Source organism: Halomonas sp. I5-271120 (assembly GCF_030553075.1).
In the GTDB taxonomy this organism is placed as follows: domain Bacteria; phylum Pseudomonadota; class Gammaproteobacteria; order Pseudomonadales; family Halomonadaceae; genus Onishia; species Onishia taeanensis_A.
Genome location: NZ_CP130701.1, coordinates 3,478,113 through 3,497,606, shown reverse-complemented (window position 1 = coordinate 3,497,606; position 19,494 = coordinate 3,478,113). Strand labels below are relative to the sequence as shown.

The following is a 19,494-nucleotide window of genomic DNA, read 5'->3' as shown; positions in this document are numbered from 1 at the left end:
CAGAACAGCTGATGATTAATCAACGATGACATGGCACAGCTTATTTTCAGATCGCTGTCAGCGGGCGGGCTCGCGCCCTTCTTGCCGTCCTTCTTAGCGCATTTGTTGATCAGGACTCAATCCGGAGGCGACGCCAGTCTGTGGCGCTGCCAGTCGGATTCGGGTTCGTTCAGCCTGAGCAGCGCATCGACCACCTGCTCTTCCATGTTGTAGCGCAGGCGAAAGCCCAGTTGTTTCATCAGCGAACGCATGGGCTGGTTGTCGATCATGATCTTGCCGAACATCTCGAGGGTCCCCAGCCCCTGGCAATAGCGGATCATCTTGGTCATCAGCAGGCGCCCGAGCCCATGGCCATGCAAGTCATCGCGAATGATCACCGAGAACTCCGTGCGGATGTTGTCCGGGTCATTCCATACCCGTACCACACCCAGCATTTCCGACTGCCCTTCTGCATCCAGCCGCACCGCAATAAACGCCATCTGACGGTCATAATTGATATCGGCAAGCGTCGCCAGGTCTCGCTTGGTCAGGTCCGCCTTGTGATGGAAGTAGCGAAACCGGATGCTCTCCTCGGACAGATGCTTGTGGAAACCGGTGATCAAAGGAGCATCTTCAGCGCGGATCGGGCGCACTTCCACGTCCATTCCATCCAGCTCGACCCGTTCTCGAAGTTCTTCAGGATACGGCATGATGGCATGCCGGGCGGGTGTTCCCAGATCCAACGCAAAATCCACGGCAAGCAGACCATCACGGTTGAGCAGCAGCGGATTGATTTCCATTCCCCTCAGGCGCGGCAGGTCAGACGCCATCTGGGACAACTTAACCAGCAGCTCACAGATCATCTCGACATCCTGCTGAGGCTGGCGGGAATGCTCTTCGATCAGCTTGGCGGCGTGGGTGCGGCTCACCAGATCGGCGGCGAGGGTCATGTTCAGGGGCGGAAAGGCCACATGGCGATCGGCCAGCACATTGACCTTGTAGCCACCGACACCAAAGACCACCAACGGTCCGAACTCGGGGTCTCGTGTAATGCCCGCACACAGCTGCAGGGAATGCTTGCCCCGCTGCATTGGCTGCAAACAGTACTCATGGATGACCGAGTCTGGGAACTTCTCGTGGACCTTCTGCTCGAGCCGCATCATGCCGTTACTTACCTGTTCAGGACTTGCAAGGTCCTGCAGCAGGCCCGCCGAGAGCTTGTGTGGATGGCTGCGATAGCGATACGGCACGATGTTGTTATCGTGCACGATTTTCAACGCCAGGGTGTCTCCTGAGTCCTGCTCGGCCTCAAGCAGATCACGGGCGACGGCGGCGCCCTCCTCCGGTGTGACGATATAACGGCTCTTGGGGGTCTGAATGCCATAGGCCGCCAGCACCTGAGCCGTCTCTGCATGGGTCAGGCAGTGTCGCTGTTGCTCGAGAGCCTGGTCGATCAGTTCGTGACAGTGCTTGCGAATGGCCGCACTGGTCGCAAAGGGCAGCGAGGGTGGCGTTTCCTGGAGCAGGGCCTGCACGCGCCGATAGTTGACCATATGCATGAAGGCACCGACGGCCTTCTCTGGCGACATGTAGGTCGGAATACCAGCCAGGTTGCTCTCGTGTCGAGCCGATAGCGCCTGCTCGAGCCCCATCCAACTGGTCAGCAGGTTGCGCTTGAAACGCCGCCGGTTGGCGACCACCGCCTCCGCCGTGACCTTCGAAGGCGCCAGACGGGTTGGCGCATGCACTAGCAGCACCGCATCCACGCCAGGGTCGGCGGCCACGATCTCCAGCGCCTCGACGATCTGATCCGGCGTGGCGCCCCCACCCAGGTCCACCGGGTTGCGTCCCGGCAGTGTCATGTCCACGTCGTCTCTTGCCAGCGCCTCGCGGGTGGTCTCGCTAAAATCGGCCAGGCGTCCGCCCTGGCTGATCAGGCGATCGATCGCCAGCATCGCCGGCCCCAACCCATTGGAGACGATCGCCAGTCGGTCACCTCGCAATGGCCGCATGCGCGACAGCGTCTCCAAGGCATCGAAGAGGTCATCGGAATTGTCGACGCGCACCACGCCTGCCCGCGCCAGAGCGGCATCGAAGATCACGTCACGATTGGCGATCCCCGGCGTCGGCGGCAAGTTCGACAGCGATGACTCAGGCGTGCGACCACTCTTGATCGCCAGCACCAGCCTGTGCCGGGATGACTCACGCAGGGCCGTCATCAGGTGCTGTGCATCCTGGGTGCGTTCCAGATGCAGCAGAATGGACTGGGCTGCCGTATGTTGATTGATATAGTCGAGCAGGTCGGGCAATAGCACGTCGACACTGTCGCCCAAGGTCACCAGGTGCGAAAGACCAATACCGCGCCCTGCCGCCCAATCGATGATGGCATTGCCAAGCATGCCCGATTGGCCCAGATAAGCGACGCGCCCGGCCTTGACCGGCTGGCCGGAATAGGAGGCATTGAGCCGCCGCCCGGGCACCAGGATGCCCATGCACTCCGGGCCCAGCACGCGGATTCCCGAAGGCCTGGCGGCGCGCAGCATCTGTTCGCGGATGGACCCGCCGTCATGACTGCGATCGTCCAGGTAGGAGCCGCCGGACAGCACCATCGCGGCGCGAACACCGGTTGCGCCGAGCTCGGCGATCAAGTTGGGCACCGTATCCACCGGCGCGCAGATCACCGCCAGTTCGGGCACCTCGGGCAGATCGGCAACGTGACTGAAACAGGGGACGCCATGAACGCTCTCGTAGCCCTTGGTATTGACTGACCACAGCTTGCCGGGAAAGCCGCCCTCCTGGAGATTCTGGATCACCAGTCCGCCCATCGAATAAGGCTTTTCCGAGGCGCCAATGACCACCAGACTATGCGGCTCGAAGAAGTGACGAAGAAATCGCGTACCCAAGACCTGTCCTCCCGCGTGGGTGTAGCCTCCTTGTGTACGACTTATTGACACTGTCATGCAAGGAAGCAAGGCGATTAAGGTCGCATCAATAACCGCGGAGCCGTCGATGATCACCTCATATATCACCCATCCCCGTTGCCATGATCACTTTATGGGGCCCGATCATCCCGAGAGCCCGCTGCGCCTCGATGCCATTCGCGCCCGGCTTGCCTTGAGCGGTGTGCTGCAACAGACCATGCAGTCAGAAGCGAAACCCGCCACCGCCGAACAGCTCGAGCGTGTACATCCTCAGCGCCATCTGTCATCGCTCGAGCGCTGTGTACCCGAAGAGGGCATCACCCTGCTCGATGGCGATACCCTGATGAATCCGGCGAGCATGGACGCCGCCCGTGTGGCTGCCGGAGCCGTAGTGCGCGGGGTGGACCAGGTCTACCGGAGCCAGGCCGACAATGTCTTCTGCGCCGTGCGCCCACCTGGCCACCACGCTGAAGCCACCGATGCGATGGGATTCTGCTTTATCAACAACATCGCGGTGGGCGCCGCCCATGCCATCGCCAGGTATGGGGCCGAGCGGGTCGCCATCCTCGACTTCGACGTGCACCAGTGCAACGGCACCGTGGACATCTTCAAGGACCACCCTAACGTGCTGGTCTGCTCGAGCTTTCAGTATCCCTTCTATCCGTGGCGCTATCTGCGCAGTCAGTGGCACAACATCATCGACACACCGCTGCCGCCAGGCACAGACGGCCCGGCTTTCAGGCGCGCAGTGGAAGACGATTGGCTGCCCGCCCTGCATGCCTTCAAGCCGGATATGGTGCTGGTATCCGCCGGTTTTGATGCGCACCGAAGCGACCCCATGGCCGATCTGTGTCTCGAGGCAGCCGATTTCCATTGGGTGACGCACCTGGCCATGGAGATCGCCGCCCTCTATGCCGACAACCGCCTGGTTTCCGTTCTCGAAGGCGGCTATGACATCGATGCCCTGGGCCACTGTGCCGAGGCTCACGTCAGCGCGCTGCTGGGCCTACCCTTCAAGGCCTGAGCCAACACGAGGGCGGTCCAGCTTCTTAAGGTACATGGACGGTGCTCGTTTCCTTCCCTCAGGAAATATCGAACTCAGCCCACGCCTCCGCGATTCGCGATAGTGGCCTTGAAGCATGGCGCATCCGAGGCCTATCCAGTGAGATAGCCCCCTTCCATTCCCCCATCCTGAATACCGCACGATGTGATAGCCTAGCGGAAACTAAGTTTCCGATAGTGAAAAGCCGATGAGCGCCAACAACGATCAAACCGCCGCCCTCCAGATTGCCGCTGGCCGCAAGGCGTTCGTCGAGCCGCTACAGCTCGGGGAGCGCCTCAAGGAGATCCGGCTGTCCAACCACTGGACCCTGGAAGACGTCAGCAAGCGGACCGGCCTGGCTCGCTCGACCCTGTCCAAGATTGAAAACGATCACATCTCACCGACCTTCACCGCCGTGCAGAAGCTGATCAATGGGCTCGACATCGACCTGCCCCAGCTGCTCAAGCAGCCCAAGCCACAGAGCCGCACCATGGGACGTCGCGACCTGACACGCGCCGGTGAGGGGCAACAACATCCGACCCCCACCTACGAGCACGAGCTACTGTCCTGGCAGCTGGCCCAGAAGCACATGACGCCCTTCAAGACCATCGTGCGGGCCCGGAGCTTCAGTGAGTTCAGCGAATGGGTGCGCCATGACGGCGAAGAGTTTCTGATCGTGCTGGAAGGCGCGATCCTGCTCTACACCGAGTTCTACGAGCCGCTACGCCTGGAGCGCGGTGACAGCATCTATTTCGACAGCGACATGGGACATGCCCTGGTGTCCATCAGCGACGAGGACGCGGTTGTCTTGTCTGTGTGTACCCGCGGCCAAACCAGCTGAGCCATCGCTCTTCCGGTACACTTCCGGTTCACATCGAGCGCCATACGGTACAAGTCACGACACCTGCACAAACAAAACGCCCCGGCGCATCATGCGCCGGGGCGTTTTACTGTGCTCAGAGTGCCAGGAACGTTCAATGTCCCGGGTAGGGATCCCCGCCGGACAGCTCGCGTTGCATCATCTTGTCGCTATACGCCGTACCGTACTTGAGGCGAGACCAGACGTAGAGCGCCAGCCCGATCAGCATCCATCCCGCAAACAGCGCCCATTCGAGGGCTGACAGTGCCGAGGGGCTGCCCGGCATGTACAGGGCGGTCATGCCCAGCGAAAGCACCACGGCCACGATGCCCACCAGCTTGCCATGCTTGACCTTGAACGGACGCTCCATCTCCGGCTCGCGCTGGCGCAGCACCAGGAAAGACAGCGCCACAAAGAGGTAGGCGATGACGATACCCAAACCACCCGCGACGACCAGCCACACAAGTGCCTGGCGACCCAGGAACGGTGCCAGGCAGGACAAGAGGCCCATCAGCAAGATGGCGTTGGTCGGCGTCTTGTAGCGCGGATGCAGCTTAGCGAGGAAAGCTGGCAGCATGCCGGAATGTGCCAGTGCATAAATCGCGCGGGAGCCACCGACATAGAAGGCGTTCCAGCTGGTAATGATACCGGCGATACCGGCCAAGACCATCAGGTTGCCCGCCCAAGGCGCCTGAAAGACAGCCTGCATGGCATCGGGTACCGCCAGTGAACTGCTACCGAGCGCTTCGCCATCCAGCATCAAGGAAGTGCCAAGAATAATCAGGGCGTACCAGAACACGGCTAGAATGACCGAGATCATCAGCACGCGACCTATTTCACGAAACGGCAGGTTGATTTCTTCAGCCGCCTGGGGGATGACATCGAAGCCCACGAACATGAAGGGCACCATGATCAACACCATCATGATGCCGCCCATCACCCCCTCTTCGACACTGAACAGCGGGTCCATGGTGGCAGTATTGCCCTCGAAAAGGGCTCCGGTAATGAACATTACACCTACGGCCAGAATCAGCACCGTGACCACTTTCTGCACCAGAGCTGCGGTGCGCACGCCAAAGTAGTTGACGGCCATCATCACTACCGAACCGGCAACGCCAACGACTACCCAGGTCGCCTTGACGTCCCAGCCGGCAATCGTCCATAGGTCGCCCACGGCATAGCCAGGGAAGAGCTGCTCGACGACTGTGGGCAACGCCACCGCCTCGAAGGCAACCACGCTGACATAGCCGAGCGTAATGGCCCAGGTACACAGAAAAGAGGCGAAATGCCCCAGAGCACGATAGCTATAGACGTGCTCGCCACCGACCTGCGGCATCGCCGAGGCCAGCTCCGCATAGGTCAACCCCACAAGCACGATAGCGAAACCGCCAAAGATGAAGGCTGTGATCGCTCCCAGGCTTCCAGCGGACTGAATCCAGTTGCCGGTCAAGACAACCCAACCCCAACCAATCATGGCCCCGAAGGCGAGTGCCAGCACGTCCTTGCGTGCCAGCACGCGGCTGAAGCCTTCTCCACCCAGTGTACTTGCCGTCATCACGATACCTCGCTGCTTGTGCCTTGTTATTTGCGATTGGCTCAGGATATTAATGTCGATGCTTTATATTTTTATCGACAACAAACCCTCTGCATGTGCAAGGTAATTGACGTTTTCGCCGGCCGCAAGTCGACCTTCGCGAACGCAAGCAGGAAAATGGCGGCCCAAAGGTCCATGAAATGGCGTGCTGAGTATGGAGTCTGCGCACCAAGACCCAACCGGAGGCGCAATGCAGGCGTCAGTTATATTGAACGCTCATTAAGCAAGGACAATCAGAAAGAGAAGTTAGAGACCACGGTCTCCCGCACGTCGTGCCGGAATCGCATCGTAGACCAGACGCTGCTCCGAGTGGACGGCCTGGAAATGCCGGCCTTTGGCACGCGCGATCAACATCACCCCGAAACGCTCAGCCAGCTCAACGCCCTTCTGGGTCACACCAGAGCGCGAGACCAGAATGCCGATACGCATCTGCGCAACCTTGAGAACCATCTCAGAGGTCAGTCGACCCGTGGTATAGAAGATGTCGGCGGACATGGCCGCGCTGTCCTCGTCGAGCCATTGCCGACCGGCCAAGGTATCAACGGCATTGTGACGCCCCACGTCCTCGACGAAATCCAGTACCTCGTCCTGACGGCAAAGCGCACAGCCGTGCACCGCGCCGGCACTCTTGTAGGTTTCGTTGTAAGCGCCGAGATTCTCGAGCAATGCATAGAGCGTGGACTGTGCTAGAGAAGTGCTTGGTACAGGCTCAATGCCGACGGCATCGAGCAGGCGGCCGAAGACGGTGCCCTGGCCGCAGCCGGTCGTCACGGTGCGCTGGCCGAGGCGTTCTTCCAGGTCGTCAGGCGCCCGACGACTGACCACTACCGCTGCCTCGACGTCCCAATCGACATGAACCGCTTCCAGATCGTCGCGCGCCGGCACCAACCCCTGATTGCGAAGATAGCCCACTACCAGGGCCTCTGGGTCGGCGCCCAGCGTCATCAGGGTGACGATTTCCCGCTTGTTCAGATAGACAGTCAGCGCGCGCTCGGCAGAGATGGCCTGCCGACGCACGTCACCAAACTCGTCATGGATGTCTATTTCTAGTGTCGCCGGCAGGCGGGCGTGACTAAGACGTAACGAACACATGCATCGCTCCTTGGCGACAAGCGCGGCAAACCGGTCGAGCAACACCGCGCGAATAACGATTCAATCCAGCGTTAACTGCACCATATTGACCATCATTGCATTCGAGGCGCCTACTGTCTTTATCTGACCGCCGCCTTTGGCGACCTGAGATAAGGCGCCCCTGCATAGGCACTGCGCCTTGATAATTTCCCACATACGTTTCCAAGAAGTCCTGAAGTGAGTCGCCACGCCATGAGCTCCCCTGACACGACCGGCCCCATCAGTCGCAAGCACCTAAGCTTCAGCCTTGTTCCCGAACAAAAGCGCATCAAAGGGTTCACCGCGACCCAGTGGCATATCCATGACCTCGCACCGGGCGATACCGGCCCTCATGTTCTGGCGCTGCAACTCTACATGACCGAACGCGCGGCCTACCGATTCAACCTGGGCTCGCCTAGCCCGCGACTGTTCGTTCGTGCCGGGTTCTCGGGGCAAACCCCTGAACCCACCGCCCTGACGGCCAGTCAGGAGGTGGCGGCCGGCTGGATGGATGGCGAGCAGCAGGTGCTCGAGGTGGCCATGCCGGTCGCCATCCAGCTGTGGCTGGAAGCCTATCTCGCGCATCATGGCGAAGCACCTGTCGAAGGCCGCAAGAAAAAGCGCAAGGGCGCCGGACGTGCTCAGGAGAACCAGACATGACGCGATTTTCTCGCTGGTCACAGCGCAAGCGTGGCCTTGAGCCAACCGACGAGCAGACGTCAGAACGCGCTCTCACACCAGGCGAGGAAGGCTCTGTCAACGATGGCGCTATCCAAGATGACAGCGTCACCGACAGTGGGCCGACAGCGGACAGCGAAGCAACGCCATCTCAAGAGGCCGTCGAGGAGTTACCCGACCCGGCTACCCTGCCCCCGGGCAGCGACCTTACCGCTTATCTGGCCAATGGTGTCAGTCGTGAGGTCCGCCGCCGTGCGCTAAAGCGCATGTTTGCTGCAGACCACTATCACCATCGAGACGGGCTCAACGACTACGATGACGATTATCGTCAGCTCAAGAACCTCTCGCAGGAAGTTGCCGACCGTCTGCGAGAATGGACGCGTCAGCCTGATGATCAGGGGGAAGACATCCAGCGGCAGCCGGAGCAAGCAGAACGCGACATCAAGGAATCGGCAGATGCGGCGGAAGCCAAGCTCGAGGACACTTCTGAGGCCGATGATGCTTCATTCTCAGACGACCAGACTCAAGCCGATAGGGTGAAAAACGAGATTGACTCCGACCAACCCAAACGAGACGCCCAGCTAGATACCCAGCCCGAGAGCAGCCAAGGGGCCGAGGAGAACCGGACGTTTAAAGAAAAAGACCAAACCCAAAAGAATAGGTGAATGCTATCAATTCGATAGTTATATTAGCGCTAAGTTTAGACCAATGAGGATTGGCGCTGACTGAGTTGACCGACGAAAATTAAGTAAAAATTTGCCCCTGACCGTTGAGGCTACATGAATCAGCGCATCGACCTGACCCTGCTGGATGCCGATCAGAACCTGGCAGCCCGAGATACCGCGCATTCCCGTATTTCATGGCCCGCCAATCTCACGCCTGAGAGCGTTACCTATTCAAGCGATGGTCATTTATTGATCATTGCCGACGAACTAACAGGCCGGCGTGCTGCCCGTGAACTGAAGGATCGTGGCCTCGCCTCGATCACACTACTGGTAACCGCACATTCGGCCGACGCCAACGCCGTAGGCCACGAAGAAAATCTCGAAGAGGGAGAAAGTCGCGGAGAGGTCGCCGAAGACAGCGTCAACATCGAGACACTGCTAGAAGACACCGCATTCTTGTCGATGCATCAGGCCCACAGCTGGCACCTCGCCGGCTATCTCGGCAAATTCACCCTCACCCTGCCCCACGATGATGGAGAGATCGATCTTGCCAAGGCGAGCCTTGGCCGCGCTCACTTCGATCTGGTGCTTGATCTGGGCACGCCGCCAACCCTCACCCTGGAGCTGCCACCACCGGGTTACAGCGCCGCTCACTGGGGCACCGAAGAGTGTCGGCAGATCATCAACGACCTCCCTGAGCAGGTCGGCGAATTTGCCAAGCCGCGTTATTTTCACATCGATCATGACATCTGCGCTCATGATGGCCGCGGCAAAACAGGCTGTACCCGTTGCCTTGAGGTCTGCCCCGCAGACGCCCTGTCACGCCAGTCGGGACGAATCGAATCCTGGATCGAAATCGATCCGATGCGCTGTCATGGCGCCGGCAGTTGCACCAGCGCCTGCCCGACCGGGGCCATCCAGTATCGGCTGCCGCCCCCTGTCGACCAGCAAGCCTATGTCGAGCGCCTGCTGGACGCGTATCGCGCTGCCGGTGGACAGGCACCGGTGGTGCGGTTCGCCGAGGCCAGCTTCCTCTCGACTGAGTCGCCGGCACCGGCCGGTCATGTACTGGATGTTCCCCTCGAGGAACTCGGCGCAGCGGGACAGGATCACTGGCTGGCAGCCCTCGCCGCCGGGGCTGCCGAGGTCCGCATTCAGCTGACCGAGACCCTGCCGCCAAGCCTGAAAACACTGATCGACGACCAGTATCGCCAGGCCGCCACCCTGCTCGAGGCGCTAGGCCATGACACTCGCCGGCTAAACCTGGTCGCACCAGGCGACAGCGAGAGCCGAGACGCCCTGCCGTCGCTGGCGGCGCTTGCCGTTCCGGACAGCGCGGACTCGCCCAGCTTCGATATGGCCAGCGAGCTTGGAGCCAGAGAGTCCGGTAAGCCAGAGTCCGTTAAGCGAGAGCCCGGTAAGCGAGATCGTCTCAATGCCACGCTCACCCACCTCGCCACCACGGGGCAGCCCAGTGGAGAGCGTCATGCCATGCCATCGGGCGCGCCCTTCGGTGATGTGATCGTAGACAACGATGCCTGCACACTCTGCTTGGGCTGTGTCGCGGTATGCCCAACACCGGCGCTCGCCGGAGGGCGCACCTCACCCGAGCTGAGTTTCCGAGAGGCAGACTGCGTACAGTGCGGCCTCTGCGAAGAGACCTGCCCGGAAGATGCGATCCGCCTGATGCCGGGCTTCCTGGCAGCGCCAAAACGCGAAGAGCGCCAGATTCGCAAGCAGGAAGACGCATTCCCCTGCATTCGTTGCGGCAAGCCTTTCGCCAGCGCCAGTGCTATCGCCAGCATCAAGTCCAAGCTCGCCGATCACCCCTACTTTGCCGGTGACGCCATGGCGCGCCTGGAAATGTGTGAAGACTGTCGGGTCAAGGATGTCTGGCAGGGCCTGGCCAATGATCCCGAATCACAGTTGAAGATCTAGTTGAAGCGCGACGGGACACCATCTGTGAAGATGACAGTCTCAGTAACGCTCTGGACGACGATGTTGATGACAAGGTAACCGCCATGACCGATACCTCAGCGACGACCCAGCCTGATGCGCAGGACGGCTCGCATGAAGGCTCTCATGAAGGCTCTCAAGAAGACACCGACGCCCTGCGCGCCGACATCTATCGGCTATTGGCGAGGCTGGTGCGTGAACCACCTTCGGCGGCGCTTCTGACGTGGCTTTCAGAGCTCGACGCCGACGCCGATGGCAGTACGCTGGCGAAGCGCTGGACCGCGTTGATCCAGTCCGCAAGCGCACAAGGAATGTCTCAGGAAGCGCTCGCCAAGACGCTCTCGACGGCGCACTTTCGCCATCTGGTAGGCGTGGTACAGGGAGAAATCACCCCCTACGCCTCCTGGTACCGGCAAGGCAACCTGATGGATGAGGCGCTGCTGTCACTGCGCCGAGACCTTCGTCGTCTCGGCATCAGCCGAGCGGAAGAGTGCCATGACCCCGAGGACCATCTCGCCGCCGTTTGCGAGACCATGGCCATGCTGCTGGACGACGGCCAACAAGACGAAGCCGCCCCTTTCTTCATGGCACACCTCGCTCCTTGGGCGACGCGTTGCTTCGATGATCTGGCGGCGGTCGATACCCCGTTCTACGCGCACCTGGGAGCGCTAGGCAGTGACTTCATGAGCGAGGAGCATCGTCATCAGGCAGATGAGGCGGCTCGCCAGCCCGTTCGCATCGTCACGCCCGATGCAAATTCCGCTCAACCTACACCTGACATGACCGATAATTGAGCTAGCGAAACTGACTATAACGATACCGGGCAAACCGATCCGGATCGCAGAGGAGTGAACCATGGCACAACATCACAACCCACAGCGTCGCCTCTTCCTGAGAACGATCGGCACGGGCACCGTAGCAGCGGGCACCATCCTTGCGATCGGCCAAGCCCCCCTGGTTCAGGCAAAGGCCACACCGTCGACTGCTCCTGACGCGCCTCGCGGCTATCGAGAGACCGACCACATCCGCCGTTATTACGCCACCTTGTGCGACTAACCCGGACCGCCCTTTCGGCCAAGAGGATCGACACCATGCGATTGACGCGTACTTCCAACACCGCCAAGGCCAGTCATGGCCTGGGCATTTCACGCCGGCAGTTCATGCAGCGCAGCGCCCTCGCCACGGGTGGCATCGCCAGCGCTGGCTTCATGGGCCATTCGATGGTCCGCTCGGCGGATGCCGCCGACAAGACGCCAGTCCTTGATTCGCCGGTGGAAACCAAACGCACCATCTGCTCGCACTGCTCTGTCGGCTGTGGCGTCTATGCCGAGGTTCAGGAAGGCATCTGGACGCACCAGGAACCGGCCTTCGACCACCCCATCAACCGCGGCGCCCACTGCGCCAAGGGTGCCTCGCTGCGCGAGCATGGTCACTCCACCCGTCGCCTCAAGTATCCGATGAAACTGGTCGACGGCGAATGGCAGCGGCTTTCCTGGGACGACGCCATCGAAGAAATCGGCAACAAGGTCCTCGAGCTCAGCGAGACCTACAGCCCAGACAGCATCTATTGGCTGGGTTCGGCCAAATTCAACAACGAACAAGCCTACTTGATGCGCAAGTTCGCCGCCCTGGCCGGTACCAACAACACCGACCACCAGGCGCGCATCTGTCACTCGACCACCGTTGCCGGGGTCGCCAACACCTGGGGCTATGGAGCGATGACCAACTCGCTCAATGACCTCCAGAACAGCAAGTCGATCCTGTTCATCGGCTCCAACCCCAGCGAAGCCCACCCGGTCGCCATGCAGCACATCCTGCTGGCCAAGGAGCGCAGCAAGGCGCAAATCATCGTCGTTGATCCGCGCTTCACTCGCACCGCCGCCAAGGCAAACAAGTATGTGCGTCTGCGCCCGGGTTCTGACGTCGCCTTCATCTGGGGCCTTCTGTGGCACATCTTCGAGAACGGCTGGGAAGATAGCGAATACATCAATCAGCGCGTCTATGCCATGGACGAGGTACGCGCCGAAGTCGCGGCCTATTCACCTGAAGTCGTCGAAAACATCACCGGTGTCCCCGAGGCGGCCATGTATGACACCGCCAAAACCATCGCCGATAACCGCCCCGGCTGCGTGGTCTGGTGCATGGGTGGCACCCAGCACACCACCGGCAACAACAATACGCGTGCCTACTGCATCCTCGAACTGGCGCTTGGCAACATTGGCAAGTCTGGCGGCGGGGCCAACATCTTCCGTGGCCACGACAACGTTCAGGGCGCCACGGACCTCGGTCTGATGTCACACTCGCTGCCGGGCTACTACGGCCTCGCGGAAGGTGCCTGGAAGCATTGGGCCGATGTGTGGGGCCTGGACTACGAGTGGCTCAAGAGCCGCTTCGATCAATCCGACTACACCGACGGCAAGCCGATGTACTCAAGCGGCATCACCGTCTCTCGTTGGATCGACGGCGTACTCGAGAAAGAAGACCAGATCTCCCAGCGCTCCAAGCTCAAAGCGATGTTCTACTGGGGCCACGCGGTCAACTCGCAGACTCGCGGACCGGAAATGCAGAAGGCTATGCAGCAGCTCGAGATGATGGTCATCGTCGACCCCTACCCGACCGTGGCCGCGGTCATGAACGGGCGCACCGACGGTGTCTACCTGCTGCCGGCCAGCACACAGTTCGAGACCTACGGTAGCGTGACCGCCACCAATCGCTCCATCCAATGGCGCGACCGGGTCATCGAGCCGAGCTTCGAATCCAAGCCTGACCACGAGATCATGTACCTGATGGCTCGCAAGCTGGGCTTTGCCGACGAGCTGTTCAAGAACATCGAAGTCAACGGCACGGAACCGCTGATCGAAGACATCACCCGCGAGTTCAACCGCGGCATGTGGACAGTCGGTTATACCGGCCAGAGCCCGGAGCGCATCAAGCAGCATCAGCAGAACTGGCACACTTTCAGCTTCAACGACCTGAAGGCCGAGGGTGGCCCTGCCGATGGCGATTACTACGGCATGCCGTGGCCTTGCTGGGGCACCGCCGAGATGCGCCATCCCGGCACGCCGATCCTCTATGACACCTCAAAACCGGTCTCGAAGGGCGGCTTGACGTTCCGCGCCCGTTTCGGCATAGAGCGCGACGGGGTCTCGCTGCTGGCAGACAACTCCTTCAGCCAAAGCTCAGAGCTCGATGATGGCTACCCGGAATTTACCGCCGACATGCTCAAGGACCTGGGCTGGTGGGATGATCTGACGCCTGCCGAAAAGCAAGCTGCCGAGGGCCGGAACTGGAAAACCGACCTGTCTGGTGGCATCCAGCGCGTGGCTATTGCCCATGAATGCGCGCCCTTCGGCAATGCCAAGGCACGCTGCAACGTCTGGACCTTCCCGGATCCCATTCCCAAGCATCGCGAGCCGCTCTATACCAGCCGGCGCGATCTGGTTACCGACTACCCGACCTGGGACGACGTCGCCTCTCACTACCGACTGCCGACGCTCTACAAGAGTATTCAGCAGAAAGATGTCACCGGCCGCTATCCGATCATTCTGACCTCGGGTCGCCTGGTGGAGTACGAAGGCGGTGGCGAGGAGACTCGCTCGATGTCCTGGCTGGCCGAGCTGCAGCAGGAGATGTTCGTCGAGATCAATCCGGCCTTGGCCAATGATCTCGCGATCAAGGACGGCGAGATGGTCTGGGTCGAGGGTGCCGAAGGCGGACGCGTCAAGGTCAAGGCCATGATCACCCCGCGCGTCGCTCGAGAAGTGGTGTTCATGCCCTTCCACTTCGGCGGCATGTTCCAGGGCGAGAACCTGCATGACCGCTATCCCGAGGGCTCGGCGCCCTATGTACTGGGCGAGGCCGCCAATACCGCGACCACCTATGGCTACGACAGCGTGACGCAGATGCAGGAAACCAAGTGCACCCTGTGCCGCATTGAGCGGGCCAGCTGAGTCCCGAATACCTATAAGACATCCCCCCGGGCATGACCGGACCCGGGGGTGAGGAGATAACCATGGCGACGATGAAATTCATGTGTGACGCAGAACGCTGCATCGAATGCAACGGCTGCGTGACCGCCTGCAAGAACGCCAACGAAGTGGAATGGGGTATCCAGCGCCGGCGCGTGGTGACGCTGAACGACGGCGAGCCCACCGAAGTCTCGATCTCGGTGGCCTGCATGCACTGCGACGACGCTCCCTGCATCGCGGTGTGCCCGACCGAGACCCTCTTCAAACGCGACGATGGCATCGTGCTGCATGACAAGGACCTGTGCATTGGCTGCGGCTACTGCCTCTACGCCTGCCCCTTCGGCGCCCCGCAGTTCCCGGGCACCGAAGCCTTCGGCGAGCGCGGCAAGATGGACAAGTGCACCTTCTGCGCCGGTGGACCAGCTGACTCCAAGGAAGAGGAGTACGAGAAGTACGGTGCCAACCGCATTGATGAAGGCAAACTGCCACTGTGCGCCGAGATGTGCTCCACCAAGGCACTGATCGCCGGTGATGCTCAGACAGTAGCGGACATCTTCCGTCAGCGGGTGGTTCAGCGCGGACACGAAGATGGCGCATGGTCATCAACCCAGCGAGTCGGCCCGCAAACCTCGATGGATAACCTCGCCGTTGACGCGACCCGTCAGGAGTAAGGAGGCCCTATGCACACCCACAACGCATGCCTGGCCCTTGGCCGGCGGCTGACCCTGCTCCTGCTGCTGGTGACAAGCCTGTTGCTTGCCGGCCAGGCGTTGGCTCAGGGCGCCGATACCGAGGGCGAACTGGCCACCGCCGTGCCACCGGTCGATGCCGAGATCTGGCGACAGGTGAAGAGCGGCGAAAACTTCATCGACACGCGCCACGATTCCACCTACAGCCTGGTCAACCCGAGCGGCGAGACCTGGCGGCAGATTCGCAACCGTTGGGTCTCGCCCTTCGGCCTGATCGCCGTCGGCGGAATGGCCGCTCTGATCCTGGTGTTCTACCTGATCGTCGGTCGCAAGGACCTCCAGGAACCGCGCAGCGGGCGCAAGCTGCTGCGCTGGTCAACACTGTCGCGCGCCTTGCACTGGACAGTCGCGACGCTGTTCGTCGTCCTGGCGCTGACCGGGCTCAACCTGCTGTATGGCAAATTCGTGTTCAACCCTCTGTTTGGCGACGCCATCTGGGCCGCCATGATGTCGGGTACCAAGCTGCTGCATAACTACCTGGGACCGATATTCGGCTTCCTGCTGATCGTCATCCTGGCCAAGTTCCTGAAAATGAACATTCCCAACAAGACTGACTGGGAGTGGTTCAAGAAGGGCGGTGGCATGATCGGCAAGGAGCACGTCGACGCCCAATTCGCTAACGGCGGTGAGAAAGCCTGGTTCTGGTTGCTGGCCACAGCGGGCGTTCTGGTGATCGCCAGTGGCCTGGTAATGGACTTCCCGAACTATGGGCAAGGCCGGGACACCATGCAGTGGGCCAACGTCATCCACTCCCTGGGCGCCCTGGCGCTGACGGCAGTTTCCCTTGGGCATATCTATATCGGCACCATCGGTACCGAAGGCGCTCTGGAAGGCATGACCACCGGCTACGTCGACGAAACCTGGGCCAAGGAGCACCACAACCTGTGGTACGAAGAGGTCAAGGATCAAGCCGTCACCCCTGACCCTTCGACAGAAGCTAACCAGAACGGTCAAGCCACTCAGCCGCCCGGCACCCCCAGCTAGAAACCCCGGCAGCGACCCTTACCGCCACCAACAGACACCGCCCACCGGCGGTGTCTTTTGTTATGCTTGAGATATCACCGATCTAGCGCCCAGCGGCGCCCCCAGCAGGAGTCATGACCATGCAACATCTCGACGACGCGACCCGCACCGAACTCGAAGCGGCCGCCTTTCGCCGCCTGCTCAAGCACCTAGATGACAACAAGGACGTGCAGAACATCGACCTGATGATTCTTGCCGATTTCTGCCGCAACTGCCTGTCCAAATGGCTAGTGACCGCCGCCAACGAACACGGCGCCGAACTCGACTACGAAGCAGCCCGTGAGTATGTCTACGGCATGCCCTACCGCGAATGGAAAGCGCACCATCAGGCGCCGGCAAGCCCCGAGCAGCTGGCCGCTCTGGAAGCCCGCAATCAGGACAAGAAGGATAAGGCATGAGCGAGCGTCGCCCCGGCTTCGAACCCCTGCGCATCGCGGTACTCACCGTTTCCGATACCCGTAGCGAAGACACTGACCGCAGCGGCCAGGCACTGGTCGAGCGCCTGACAGCGGCCGGCCATGAGCTGGTCGAAAAGCGCATTCTACCAGACGACGTCTACGTGATCCGCGCCCAGGTCGCCGCCTGGATTGCCGCGCCCGACGTACAGGTGGTGTTGACCACCGGAGGCACGGGCTTCACCGGCCGCGACTCAACTCCAGAAGCGGTCGACGTGCTGCTGGATAAACGCATCGAAGGGTTCGGTGAGCTCTTCCGCCACCTGTCCTGGCAGGAAATTGGCAGCTCGACCATCCAGAGCCGCTGTCTCGGCGGGCTCGCCAATGCCACCGTGGTGTTCTGCCTGCCCGGTTCCACTGGCGCCTGCCGTACCGCCTGGGACGGCATTCTCAAGGAGCAGTTGGATGGCAGCCATAAGCCGTGCAATTACGCCAATCTCGTGATCCCAGAGCGAGGCACTCATGGTTAAAGCATGTATCCAACATAAGCCGTGCAGCGATCTATCAACCCAGGCCAATCTCGTGATCCCGGAGCGAGGCACTCATGGTTAAAGCATGTATCCAACATAAGCCGTGCAGCGATCTATCACCCCAGGCCAATCTCGTGATTCCGGAGCGAGGCACCCATGGTTAAAGCACGTATCCAACATAAGCCGTGCAGCGATCTATCACCCCAGGCCAATCTCGTGCTCCCAGAGCGAGGCACTCATGGCTGACCCGACAAGCGAGCTACAGAGCGTCGAAGACGCGCTGTCCGCACTGCTCGAGGGCGTGGTGCCAGTGGCCAGTGAGCCACTGGCCTGCACGGCAGCAGCCGGACGCGTGTTGGCGGATGAAGTCGCTGCGCGCCTGGACGTGCCGGCCTTCGACAATAGCGCCATGGATGGCTACGCTCTGCGAGCCGCCGACGCCGGCCAGTGGCTGAAGGTCAGCCAACGGATTGCCGCGGGCTCTCAGGCCGCACCGCTGGAAGTGGGCACCTGCGCGCGCATCTTCACCGGCAGCGAGCTGCCAGCGGGCGCAGACTGTGTGGTGATGCAGGAGCGCGTCGAACGCGACGGCGACCGGGCCAGGATGCCCGATGACATTCCCACTGGCGATAACGTTCGCCGTCGCGGACGCGATGTCAGCACTGGCGCCAAGCTGCTTGCCGCCGGTACACGACTCGAGGCCGCGGCCCTTGGCCAGTTGGCAGGTCAAGGCATTACCGAGATCAAAGTGCGCCGCCGGCCGAGAATCGCCCTGCTGTCGACCGGCGACGAGATCATCGACCCGGGCGAGCCTCTAGCCCCAGGGCAGATCTACAACTCCAACCGCCCCATGTTGAGACGGCTGATCGAGCGCTTTGGCGGCGAGGTGGTCATGGCCAAGCGCGTCGCCGATGATTTCGATACCACCTGCCAACTGCTTAGCGAAGCCGCCGAGCAGGCCGATGTGGTGATCACCACCGGTGGCGTCAGCGTCGGGGAAGAAGACCACGTCAAAGCGGCCCTGGAGAAGTTGGGACAGCTGGATCTGTGGCGGCTGGCCATGCGGCCAGGGAAACCGTTGGCGCTTGGGCGACTGCCGAATGCCAACGGCGAGGCCCGGCTGGTTGGCCTGCCCGGCAACCCGGTATCGAGCTTCGTCGGCGCCTGGATCTACCTGCGTCCGCTGCTCGGCGCCCTGCTGGGCTGTCCGGCCTTATCCAAGCTGCCAAGGCTCAGGGTCAGCGCCGACTTCACGACTCACACCAAGGCACGGCGACATTACATGCGCGTCGACCTGCGCTTCTTACCCGAGGGAATCGTTGCCAGCGCCTTTGCCGATCAGAATTCGGCAGTGCTGTCTTCCTGTGTGACAGCGAACGCATTGGCCGTGATACCTGCCCATTCAAGCGTGACTCCGGGCGATCTCATCGACTGCCTGTGGCTCACGGAAGCCTGACACCAGGCGCCCTCAACGCGTGCTCCATGTCCGGCCAAAGCGAGCGGAAGTCGGCCTCCAGCTGCGAGTAGTCGGCTTCCAGCCAGGGGCGCAATTCGGCCAAGCGATTGGGACCGCTCAGACGTTGACCAATGCCCGCGATGGCGCGACAGGTGAAGGTAAAGTCCGCGTAGCGGGTCAACCAGTCCTGCTCGACCAGCACCGGCACCATCGACGCCAGTCGATCAGGCGCCTGCTGGGCATCGAGCAGCCGATAGCAGCGCAGAATCAGCGCCTGCTGGGCAGGGTCGTCGGCCAGCAGGCGCGACAGGAAGTGATCCCAGACCAGATCGAGGGCGATACCCGCGTATCGGCTACGACCCTCGGGTGCCCTGCCCCGCGCGGCTCTCGTGCAAGGATGGCGATCAACGAGGGCATCGGCACGGCGATGATGGCGAATTCCATCGGCCACCGACGCTGGCCAAGCGCTCAGGTCACTGCCCTTGACGCCGTCGGCGATCAGGTTGCCATACAGAAAGTCATCGCTGCCGTGGTGAGACAGCCAAGCGTGGGCGAGAAAGTTCATGGCG

At 61.3% G+C, this 19,494-nt stretch carries 17 protein-coding genes; 13 read left to right on the top strand and 4 right to left on the bottom strand.

The window, feature by feature from the left end:
• Positions 1–116: 116 nt before the first annotated feature.
• Entirely contained in the window at positions 117–2,882 is a 2,766-nt protein-coding gene (locus Q2K57_RS15740; protein WP_304525638.1) for a bifunctional acetate--CoA ligase family protein/GNAT family N-acetyltransferase, read from the bottom strand.
• A gap of 106 nt (positions 2,883–2,988) precedes the next feature.
• On the opposite strand from Q2K57_RS15740, the gene Q2K57_RS15735 reads away from it, so the two are divergent.
• Together Q2K57_RS15735 and Q2K57_RS15730 are read left to right on the top strand one after the other, a co-directional pair.
• Positions 2,989–3,924: a histone deacetylase family protein gene (locus Q2K57_RS15735; protein ID WP_112055342.1), complete on the top strand. Its 936-nt coding sequence runs from the start codon at positions 2,989–2,991 to the stop codon at positions 3,922–3,924.
• A 226-nt stretch (positions 3,925–4,150) separates the two neighbouring features.
• Positions 4,151–4,783 (top strand): helix-turn-helix domain-containing protein, encoded by a 633-nt coding sequence (locus Q2K57_RS15730; protein WP_304525637.1) that lies wholly within the window; start codon positions 4,151–4,153, stop codon positions 4,781–4,783.
• Positions 4,784–4,916: 133 nt separating this feature from the next.
• Here the strand turns inward: Q2K57_RS15730 and Q2K57_RS15725 are convergent, their stop codons facing one another.
• Together Q2K57_RS15725 and Q2K57_RS15720 are read right to left on the bottom strand one after the other, a co-directional pair.
• A complete protein-coding gene (locus tag Q2K57_RS15725; RefSeq protein WP_304525636.1) occupies positions 4,917–6,356 on the bottom strand; it encodes an APC family permease in 1,440 nt (479 codons plus the stop codon).
• A gap of 285 nt (positions 6,357–6,641) precedes the next feature.
• Positions 6,642–7,487 carry a formate dehydrogenase accessory sulfurtransferase FdhD gene (locus tag Q2K57_RS15720; RefSeq protein WP_112055345.1) on the bottom strand — a complete coding sequence of 282 codons (846 nt, stop codon included), beginning with the start codon at positions 7,485–7,487 and terminating at the stop codon, positions 6,642–6,644.
• A gap of 231 nt (positions 7,488–7,718) precedes the next feature.
• On the opposite strand from Q2K57_RS15720, the gene Q2K57_RS15715 reads away from it, so the two are divergent.
• From Q2K57_RS15715 to glp, 11 genes are all read left to right on the top strand, one after another.
• Positions 7,719–8,165, top strand: coding sequence for a DUF3305 domain-containing protein (locus Q2K57_RS15715; protein WP_112055346.1), 447 nt, complete (start codon positions 7,719–7,721; stop codon positions 8,163–8,165).
• Entirely contained in the window at positions 8,162–8,848 is a 687-nt protein-coding gene (locus Q2K57_RS15710) for a DUF3306 domain-containing protein (RefSeq protein ID WP_304525635.1), read from the top strand. The genes Q2K57_RS15715 and Q2K57_RS15710 overlap by 4 nt, the downstream gene beginning before the upstream one ends.
• Positions 8,849–8,962: 114 nt before the next feature.
• Positions 8,963–10,786 carry a 4Fe-4S binding protein gene (locus Q2K57_RS15705; RefSeq protein WP_304525634.1) on the top strand — a complete coding sequence of 608 codons (1,824 nt, stop codon included), beginning with the start codon at positions 8,963–8,965 and terminating at the stop codon, positions 10,784–10,786.
• 83 nt (positions 10,787–10,869) lie between these two features.
• The gene (locus Q2K57_RS15700; RefSeq protein ID WP_304525633.1) at positions 10,870–11,598 is read left to right on the top strand and encodes a molecular chaperone; all 729 of its coding nucleotides are present in this window, start codon (positions 10,870–10,872) and stop codon (positions 11,596–11,598) included.
• 61 nt (positions 11,599–11,659) lie between these two features.
• Entirely contained in the window at positions 11,660–11,860 is a 201-nt protein-coding gene (locus tag Q2K57_RS15695; RefSeq protein ID WP_304525632.1) for a twin-arginine translocation pathway signal, read from the top strand.
• Between the two features lie 35 nt (positions 11,861–11,895).
• The gene (locus tag Q2K57_RS15690; RefSeq protein ID WP_304525631.1) at positions 11,896–14,754 is read left to right on the top strand and encodes a formate dehydrogenase subunit alpha; all 2,859 of its coding nucleotides are present in this window, start codon (positions 11,896–11,898) and stop codon (positions 14,752–14,754) included.
• 62 nt (positions 14,755–14,816) lie between these two features.
• Positions 14,817–15,443, top strand: a complete 627-nt coding sequence (gene fdh3B, locus Q2K57_RS15685; RefSeq protein WP_112055352.1) for a formate dehydrogenase FDH3 subunit beta — start codon at positions 14,817–14,819, stop codon at positions 15,441–15,443.
• 9 nt (positions 15,444–15,452) lie between these two features.
• Positions 15,453–16,505 carry a formate dehydrogenase subunit gamma gene (locus tag Q2K57_RS15680; RefSeq protein ID WP_304525630.1) on the top strand — a complete coding sequence of 351 codons (1,053 nt, stop codon included), beginning with the start codon at positions 15,453–15,455 and terminating at the stop codon, positions 16,503–16,505.
• A 119-nt stretch (positions 16,506–16,624) separates the two neighbouring features.
• Entirely contained in the window at positions 16,625–16,942 is a 318-nt protein-coding gene (locus Q2K57_RS15675) for a DUF1244 domain-containing protein (protein ID WP_304525629.1), read from the top strand.
• On the top strand, positions 16,939–17,469 hold the full coding sequence (gene moaB / locus Q2K57_RS15670; protein WP_304525628.1) for a molybdenum cofactor biosynthesis protein B: 531 nt from the start codon (positions 16,939–16,941) through the stop codon (positions 17,467–17,469). Before Q2K57_RS15675 ends, moaB begins: the two co-directional genes overlap by 4 nt.
• Positions 17,470–17,707: 238 nt before the next feature.
• Positions 17,708–18,925 (top strand): gephyrin-like molybdotransferase Glp, encoded by a 1,218-nt coding sequence (glp, locus tag Q2K57_RS15665; protein WP_304525627.1) that lies wholly within the window; start codon positions 17,708–17,710, stop codon positions 18,923–18,925.
• On the opposite strand, the gene Q2K57_RS15660 is transcribed toward glp, so the two are convergent.
• Positions 18,912–19,490, bottom strand: a complete 579-nt coding sequence (locus Q2K57_RS15660; protein WP_304525626.1) for an ACP phosphodiesterase — start codon at positions 19,488–19,490, stop codon at positions 18,912–18,914. The genes glp and Q2K57_RS15660 overlap by 14 nt on opposite strands.
• Positions 19,491–19,494 lie beyond the last annotated feature (4 nt).